General features: G+C 71.8%; 7 protein-coding genes and 1 pseudogene. 1 reads left to right on the forward strand and 7 read right to left on the reverse strand.

Translation table 11 applies throughout. The features are described 5' to 3' along the window. From AB0G02_RS22705 to AB0G02_RS22720, 4 genes are all read right to left on the reverse strand, one after another. On the reverse strand, nucleotides 1-1,810 hold a 1,810-nt coding region (locus AB0G02_RS22705; RefSeq protein ID WP_360797467.1), incomplete at its 3' end, for a Tc toxin subunit A. Nucleotides 1,811-2,216: 406 nt separating this feature from the next. After that, complete coding sequence (locus AB0G02_RS22710; protein WP_360797468.1) at nucleotides 2,217-3,158, reverse strand: hypothetical protein; 942 nt, start codon at nucleotides 3,156-3,158, stop codon at nucleotides 2,217-2,219. Further along, complete coding sequence (locus AB0G02_RS22715) at nucleotides 3,155-3,454, reverse strand: hypothetical protein (RefSeq protein ID WP_360797469.1); 300 nt, start codon at nucleotides 3,452-3,454, stop codon at nucleotides 3,155-3,157. The genes AB0G02_RS22710 and AB0G02_RS22715 overlap by 4 nt, the downstream gene beginning before the upstream one ends. A gap of 567 nt (nucleotides 3,455-4,021) precedes the next feature. After that, nucleotides 4,022-5,008 carry a YafY family protein gene (locus AB0G02_RS22720; RefSeq protein ID WP_360797470.1) on the reverse strand — a complete coding sequence of 329 codons (987 nt, stop codon included), beginning with the start codon at nucleotides 5,006-5,008 and terminating at the stop codon, nucleotides 4,022-4,024. A gap of 63 nt (nucleotides 5,009-5,071) precedes the next feature. On the opposite strand from AB0G02_RS22720, the gene AB0G02_RS22725 reads away from it, so the two are divergent. Continuing rightward, nucleotides 5,072-6,211, forward strand: a complete 1,140-nt coding sequence (locus AB0G02_RS22725) for an epoxide hydrolase family protein (protein ID WP_360797471.1) — start codon at nucleotides 5,072-5,074, stop codon at nucleotides 6,209-6,211. Between the two features lie 43 nt (nucleotides 6,212-6,254). Here the strand turns inward: AB0G02_RS22725 and AB0G02_RS22730 are convergent, their stop codons facing one another. From AB0G02_RS22730 to AB0G02_RS22740, 3 genes and pseudogenes are all read right to left on the reverse strand, one after another. Then, nucleotides 6,255-7,286, reverse strand: coding sequence for an NlpC/P60 family protein (locus tag AB0G02_RS22730; RefSeq protein ID WP_360797472.1), 1,032 nt, complete (start codon nucleotides 7,284-7,286; stop codon nucleotides 6,255-6,257). A gap of 25 nt (nucleotides 7,287-7,311) precedes the next feature. Further along, nucleotides 7,312-7,797 (reverse strand): poly-gamma-glutamate biosynthesis protein PgsC/CapC, encoded by a 486-nt coding sequence (locus tag AB0G02_RS22735; protein ID WP_360797473.1) that lies wholly within the window; start codon nucleotides 7,795-7,797, stop codon nucleotides 7,312-7,314. Next, nucleotides 7,794-8,151 (reverse strand): annotated as a pseudogene (locus tag AB0G02_RS22740) (hypothetical protein); the annotation flags it as partial. The pseudogene AB0G02_RS22740 and the gene AB0G02_RS22735, both read right to left, overlap by 4 nt.

The raw sequence follows: 8,151 nt of genomic DNA on the forward strand, positions 1-8,151 counted from the left end.
TCCACCGCGGGCACAACCCGCACCTCGCGTTCGGGCACGGCGTGCATGTGAAGACCTTGCCGGCCAGCCCGCCGGCGAGCCCGAGCCCGCGGAAGTCCTCCTCGGTGATGGCCGACAAGTCGGTCACGGCGTCGTACGCGGCCGCCTCGACCAGGGCGGGGTCGAGCCGCAGCACGCGGGGATCACGCGCGACAACACCGTCGGACTGGGTGAGCACGTCGTGCAGGACCTGGGCGGCCCGCGACCCGAACCGCTCGGTCACGAACAGCGCGGGCGTCAGCGCGACCTCGTCCAGCTTCTCGTGCAGCCGGTCGCGCACGGCATCCCACTCCGCGTCGACCTCGCCCGGAGCGGCCCCGGCCAGGACGGCGGCGAGCTCCGCGCTGTCCATGCCGAGCGCCTGCATCCACCGCACGGTGCCGAGCAGCATCTGCGCCAGGCGCAGGCCCGAGGCGACGTCCACGGCTTGGAGCATCCGGTACGGGTCCGACGTCTGCGGTCCGACGTCGAGCAGCCCGCCGAAGGCGCCGGTGTGCGTGCTCGACGGATCCGCGGCCACCGCGTCCAGGACGCCGAACAGCTCGGTGGCGGTGAGGCCGAGCGCACGGGTCAACCGCCCGACCCGGTGCAGCAGCGACAGCTCGTCCAGCCCGATGTCGTCGTGGTCGAACGGGCCCGACGAGGCCCCCGTGCCCGTGCTCCGCTTCCGCACCCGCAGGACGACGGTGACCAGGTCGGCCTCGGACAGTCCGACCGCGCGGCTCACGCGGACGCGGTAGTCCTTGTTGCGCGGCGCCAGGACGTCGCCGGAGACCCGGAGCACCCGCACCCCGTCCGGCAGCGGCGTCGCGGGCCCGGCGATCACCGTGCGCTCGGCGGCGAACGGCTCGTTGAACACGCGCTCGAACAGGTCTTCGTCGATCACGTTCGCCAGGCTGGTGACGACGTCGACCGGCAGGTCCAGGGCGCGGTGGAGGTGGACCACGACCGCCAGCGCGCGCAGCGCGGCCAGGTCGATCCGGTTGTCGCAGCAGCGGCGCAGCACCACGTCGGTCTCGGGGAGCGTCAGTCCGGTCCGGCGGGCCAGCCGCACGAACCTGCCGACCCGCTCGAACCACTCCGGCGGCACGGGCGCGGAGCCGTCGCCCCACACCAGTTTCCGCCCCGTGGCGTCGAGGGTCGCGCACGGACCGCCTTGGTGGACGAACGCGCCGGGGCCCAGGTGGACCAGCGCGTCGAGCTCGGTGGCGGTCAGCCGCGTGGCGCGGAGGAAGGGCAGGACGTCCTGGAGGTCGCTGAAGGACCCGTCGACGCCGTAGAAGTTCTCCAGCAGGTCGTCCGGGTCGGTGACGACCGTCGTAACGAGCGAGACGTCGGCGGCGGAGAGTCCCAGGAACTCGCGCGCGACCACGTCGCGGTCCGGCTGGTGCGCGAACAACTCGTACAGCTCCACCGGACCGACCCGGAAGTGGTGCAGGTAGCGGCGCACCTTTTCCCGGTCGAGGTCGAACGGAAGGGCGAACGGGAATCGCAGTCGCTTCAGTTCCTGGTGCGCGTCCGGACCGAGGACGGCGGCCAGCACCCGGTTCACGACATCGAGGTACGGTAACTCCGTGTAGGCGTGTTCGCCGTCCAGCGGGATCCCGACGAGGTCCGGCCGCCGGTCCGCGCCGGTCAGCGGGTCACCCTCGAAGTTGTCGTCGATCAGCGCGAGCAGATCGGCCAGGTAGGCCGCGGGCGAGTAGACCGACCGCCCCTCGTCGACCGCGCGGAAGTCGAGCGCTCCGAAAAGCTGCTCGTAGGTCGGCAAGGAATGGTCACGACGCACAACGGCTCCCATGGCGAATTGCGGGAATGACGAAGACTCGGTTTTTATCGGGAAATATGGGCGTGCAGAACGACCAGCGTCGGATCTGCGCGGTAGTGCGCCGCAGTCGGATGCGGGCAGACCGGGTGTGCGGGGGTCGAGCGGTTCCCCCTCCTGGGCACCGAGCGGGAAGCAGTGACCCCTCCCCCGAAGCGGACATCGCCGCACCCGCACCCGCCGCTACGCCCCTGCGGCACAGTTCAGCCGAATGGCCGCGGACGGTCGTGCGTCAGGCGGAACGAGCACGACCACATGGTAGATGATCATGGTGGTGGCGGGTCCGGCGCACCCTGCCCCTGCGCATCCCGCGGGCGCTCCGGGACGTCTTCCACGAGCTCGGCGCAGGTGCTCAGCAGGTGTCCGGGATCGGGCTGCCGGGGTCGACGAACTCCATCCGCAGCGCGTCGGTGCGCGGCAGGACGAACGCGGGCACGCCCGGTGTCCACTCGGCGGGCAGGAGGAACAGCTGGCCGCCGGACTGCACCACCAGTCGCAGCCCGTCGTAGCGGACCTTGTAGATCGACGCGGTGCACTGCACCCGGCGCACCGAAGGTGGCAGCGCCAGCCCTTCCGCGCTGTAGAGCACGGTGTTCGGCAACGACGGCAGCAGCGTCGTGAACACGTACGCCCTGTCCCGCCCCACCGCCGCGGAGTAGTCACCGACCGCCCAGAACAGCCCGAGGCTCACCAGCACGAACGTCGCCGTCCACTCGGCTACAGCACCAAGGGGACGTGGCTTCGTCCCCCGCGTCGCGGCGGCCGCACGCAGCCTCGACACCGACACGAGCAGGAGGACACCGGCGGCGAGGCTGACGCCCGGCAGCCCGACGAGCGCTCGGAACGGCACCGGGTCGAGCACCGCCACCAGCGCGAACCCCACCAGCGCCACACCGACGAGCGCGGCGGTCGGGACGGCCACGCGCAGCAGTGCCCGCAACGCCGCGTCGGACAGTCGGGCGCGGAGGAACCGGTAGGCCCACAGCCCCAGCAGCGTGACCGTGGCGACCCCGGTGAGCGGCACGTAGATGCCATCCGTGCTGCGCAGCAGGTAGTCCTCCGTGGTCAGGCCCATGAGCGAGTGGTGCACGCCGAAGTAGTTGAAGAAGTGGTGCGCCTGCTGCTGGCCGAAGAAGTACAGCAACGCCGCGAGCAGGGTGGTCGGTGCGATGACCGAGCCGAGCAGGCGCAGCGCCCGCACCGGCCCGAAGTCGCCGCCTGCGTCGCCCTTCCCCGCCCGGTGCCCCGCCTCCAGGAGTGGCCGCGGAACGCGGTGCGCGCGCAAGGTGTTCACGACGAGCTGCTCGTCGTCGGTGCGGTCGTGGTGGTGGTGCTGCTGCTCGTTGTCGCCTCCGTCGCGCAGGGGCTGTCCAGGACGAACGTGATGGTGCCGCCCCGGAGGAGCTCCGCCGGCGTGTGCCCGAGGATCGTGCAGTCGCCGGGCGTGGCGCTCTTGGTCGTCGTCGTGACCTGAACGCACTCGGTGTTGCCGCACGCGGACTCGAAGAATGCTCGGATGTCTTCCTCGACGTCGCGCCAACTGCTCCCGTCCTGGAAGTTCGGGTCGACGTCGATCGGCACACCGGGCACGGGCGGCGGGACACGCGTGGTGGCCGTGAGCCGAGGCTCGTCAGTCGTGGGGCCCTCCTCGCTCCCGGTCCTCTCCTCGCCACCGGTCCTCTCCTCGCTCCCGGTCGTCGCTGTCGTACCGGTGGTCGGGCTCGGCCCGGGAACGGGCTGACCTCCGGTCGCGCAGGCGGTGAGCACGAGAGCCAGAACCGTGACCCGGACGGCGTTGTGTGCGAACATGGCACACCTCCAACTGGACGTGGGTCGGTGCCTCTGCATTCAGGAGGGGCTGAACGGCGCGTCGGATACGCCCGCTTCCACCTGGACCCATTCAGCCATCGGTTCGCGATGAGCCCGTCACCATTGACTTGGACACCGCCTCCGACACCGATGTACGGGTGCTGGCGAACCAGACCCAGTCCGCGGCGAGAGCCGACTCACTGACCACCCTGCCCGGCCGACTGCAGGCCCGACTGGACGGCGCCACCTGCGCGGGTACTTCGGCCTGCGGTCGAACCGGGAACCGGGAGGTGACGACGAGCGCGGCAGCACTCGGCTGTCCACGATGTGGGCGGGGCTGACCTGCAGTCAGAGTGTGTTCCTGGGGGCCGAGGGCCGCCGGGACGCGCCGCCCGCCGCGCGGCGGAACCTCGTCGCGAGGCGATCGAACGCCACCGCGAGCTCGTCCCCGTCGATCACCTCGATGTCGACGTCGAGCTGTGCCATCCACAGCGCGAGCCGGTCCGGGTCGTCGGAACCCAGCTCGACCCGGCACGTGGACTCGTCGACCACCTCGACATCGACCGGGATGGGGATCTTCGCGGCGAACTCGGCCGCGGGAGCGTGCACGAGCAGCCGGGCGCGGTACTTCCAGGTCCCCTTGCTGATGCGTCCGACGACGTACTCGACGAGGTTGTCCGCCGGGATCACGCGCGGCCGGAACCGCGCGCCCGTCGGTGCGTGCGGAACCATGCGGTCGACCCGGAAGACGCGCCAGTCGTCACGATCAAGATCCCACGCGAGCAGGTACCAGAGCGCGCCCCAGCTCACCAGCCGTCGCGGTTCGGTGTGGCGCGTCCCTTCGGCGCCCCCGGGTTTCGTGTACCCGAACCGGAGCCGTTCGTGGCCTCGGATCGCGGCGGCGACCGCGCCGAGGACCGAGAGGTCGAGCGGCGGCCCGGCCCTGGGAACGACGCTCACCGCCTCGCGCACCGCCTCCACGCGCCGACGCAGGCGCGAGGGCAGCACCTGCTCCAGCTTCGCGAGCGCGGTGAGCGATGTCTCCTCGACCCCGAGCCCTTGGGTCGCGACCGCACCCAGTCCGACCGCGACGGCGACGGCCTCGTCGTCGTCGAGCAGCAGCGGCGGCATCGCCGTCCCGGCGGCCAACCGGTACCCGCCCGTGACGCCGGGGCGCGCGTCCACGGGATACCCGAGCGATCGCAGCCTGCTGATGTCGGCGCGCACGGTCCTCGTGCTCACCTCCAGCCGGGTCGCGAGTTCGGCGCTGGTCCAGTCGCGCTTGAGCTGGAGCAACGACAGCAGTTCGAGCAGACGGGCCGAGGTTTCCAGCATGTCCTCGATCCTGCCGGCGATTGCGGAAGCCAACCTGCCGCATTGCCTGGGAACGTCTGCGTCGTGACCGAGAACAACGCACTCACGCCATTCCGCATCGACATCCCGCAGGCGGACGTCGACGACCTGCGCGACCGGCTGGCACGCACGCGCCGGCCGATCCCCGTGCCGGGCCGGGACGATCGCACCGACTTCAGCCGCGGCATCCCGCAGGTCTACCTGGAGGAGCTCACCGAGTACTGGCGCGACGGGTTCGACTGGCGTGCGCAGGAGCAGGAGCTCAACGAGCACGAACAGTTCACGACGGTCGTCGACGACCAGACGTTCCACGTCGTCCACGTTCGATCGGCGAACCCCGGGGCCACGCCGCTGATCCTGAGCCACGGCTGGCCGGGATCGTTCGTCGAGTACCAGCGGCTCATCCCGCTGCTGACCAACGAGTTCCACGTGGTCATCCCGTCGCCGCCCGGCTTCGGGTTCTCCACCCCGCTGTCGGGGACCGGCTGGGAGCTGGCGCGGACGACGGAGGCCTACGCCGAGATCATGACGCGTCTCGGCTACGAGAGGTTCGCGGCCCACGGCACCGACATCGGCACGGGCACCACCCTCCGCCTCGCGGCGCTCCACCCGGAGCGCGTCATCGGCACGCACATCGGCTGCGACCGCCGGTGGCTCGGGTTGGTCGGTGACAAGTTCCCCTACCCCGACGGCCTGTCCGATGACGAGATCGCCCAGATCGAGGCGGTGCGCACCGAGGACGCGGCCGAGCGCGGGTACCTCGAGATGCAGAACCACCGTCCCGACACGATCGGCGCGGCGCTCACCGACTCGCCGGTCGGTCAGCTCGCGTGGATCGCGGAGAAGTTCAGGACCCGCGGCGCCTCCCGGACGCCGGACGAGTCGGTCGACCGCGACCAGCTCCTCGCGAACATCAGCCTGTACTGGTTCACCCGCAGCGGCGCGTCGAGCGCGCAGTTCTACTACGAGGGCGAGCACTCCGGGCTCGACTACTTCGTCATGGCGCCGGACGTGCCGTCCGGATGGGCCGTGTTCGACACCCACCCGCTCCTGCGCCGCGCTATGGACCCGTGGAACGCGATCGGCCACTGGAGCGAGTTCACCGAGGGCGGTCACTTCCCCGCGATGGAGGAGCCGAAGCTGCTCGCGGACGACATCCGCACCTTCTTCCGCGACCTGTCCTGACCCCCGCGTCAGGGCCGGCCGGGCCACGAAGACCCGTGCGGGGTCACAGGCGCCGGGCGGAGCGCCACGCCGTCGAGTAGAACCCGCCGTCGTCCAGCAGGGACGTGCCGCCCACGTCGCCCAGCGTGGGCCCGTTGATGCGTTCCCTGCTGGAGATGAAGCGGTGGTGGCCGCCGTCGTCGAGGCCGAGGTAGATGCCGACGTGGTCCAGGGTTTCCGGGTCGTCCTCGACCTCGAAGAAGACCAGGTCGCCCGGTTGGAGCCGGCTGTAGTCGGTGGCGCGGCGGTGTTCGTTGGCCACCAGTCGCACGCCGGGGCCGAAGTCCGAGATGGCGTAGGCCCGCCGGGGGATGCCCGGACCCGGCGTGTTCGTGCCCAGCAGCGGCATGCCGAGGCGGTAGCCGAACACCAGGCGCACGAAGCCCGAGCAGTCCACGGCGCCGTAGCGACCGCGCTCGGGCTGTGCGCCGGCGCCCTCGCCGAAGTTCCAGGGGACGGCCAGGTAGTCGTAGAAGTCCGACTGCTCCTGCCGTCCCGCGCCGGAGGGCTTGACCGGGCCGAACGAGGCGTCGCCGCGGAAGCGCACGCCCTGGGCGTCGGTCTCGTCCGGCGTGTCGATCAGGTACTGGGTGGCGACCGCGAGCACGTCGGGACCGGTGTCCCCGCGCGCCCGCGAGAACCACCCGGTGAACCAGTCCTCGCCCTCGGCGCCGGCCCGCCACGGCTGCGGCAGCAGCCGCACCCACGAGGAGGTGTTGACCACGGCGGGGGTCGCCTTCGGTTCGCTGAACGCACGGCGCGGACCGGTCAGCAGCGCCGTGCGGGCGTCGTCGGTGAGCACTGCGACGACCCCGCCGGCCTGGTCGCGCACAACCGTGCGGGCGGGGTTGTCCAGCCGCTCGTAGACCAGTCGGTCGGCCTGCGCGGCCACCGCGGCCGGGTCGTCGGCCCGGACGCCGTCCGGGCTGTCCCCGTCCGGGGCGTCCGGCCACCAGACGAGTGCCGCGGCCACCGCGGCCGCGATCACCACCGCCGCGATCCCGGCCGGCAGCACCCGGACAGGCCACCGCTCCACGAGCACCCCTCCCCGCCGCCTCGCTTCAGACCGTGGGCACCAGCCCGATGAGCACACCGCTGGCCAGCACGCCGTATCCGGCGGCGCTGACGGTACTCGTGGCGATCGCGGTGGCCAGCGGTGGTTGTCGGACCAGCTGGTAGGCGATCAGGCCGGGCACCACGAACCCCAGCGTCTGGTGGGCGAACAGCAGCGGGAGGTCGCTCTGGATCAGCATGAACAGCGTCGTCTGCAACAGCACGCCGGTGAGCACGACGGCGGCGAACAGCCGCTTGCCGTAGAGGATGACCACGCGCTGCAACAGCTTCACCGCGCCGAACGTGACACCGCTCATCACCACCACGAGCAGCGCCCGCCGGTAGTCCTCCACGAGGGTCAGCGCCAGCCAGCCCGGCGTGATCATGCCGCCGGGCGAGAGGTTGGTGGCGAGGTAGCACCCCAGGGAGAACACCAGGCCGATGGCCAGGCCGAGGGTGGCCACCTCCGGCAGGAGGAGGGATCCGTTGCTCACGACTGCTCCGGGGTTCTGGGGATCGGGCGGTGGTGGGGGTGCCGGGACGCGCCGGGGGGCTCGTCGAAGAGGTTCCCGTGCGCGCCGCGGTCGTCGACCGGTGGTCGGGGGGCCTGGCGGGGGTCACCGGGGCGCAGCCCCTGGTGGGGCGCCACGCCGGGGAAGCGCTCGGTCCCGGGAGCGCGGCGCTGCCGCTCCGGAGCGGGGTGCGGGCGGTTGGGCACCGGTCGCGGGGACTCGGCCGGGGTGTTCTGCGCTTCCCGCGGCCGACGCGGGCCGACGCCGGGCGCCCGACCGCGAGCGGGCTCGGAGAACCGCTTAGCCCGCGGTAGCGCGCGACGCGCCGGGCCGGTC

This window comes from Actinosynnema sp. NPDC023658 (assembly GCF_040639995.1).
In the GTDB taxonomy this organism is placed as follows: domain Bacteria; phylum Actinomycetota; class Actinomycetes; order Mycobacteriales; family Pseudonocardiaceae; genus Actinosynnema.

Excerpts from the sequence above, each read along its gene's own strand:
- AB0G02_RS22720 (WP_360797470.1), bottom strand. The coding sequence starts at position 5,008 with ATGCTGGAAACCTCGGCCCGTCTGCTCGAACTGCTGTCGTTGCTCCAG.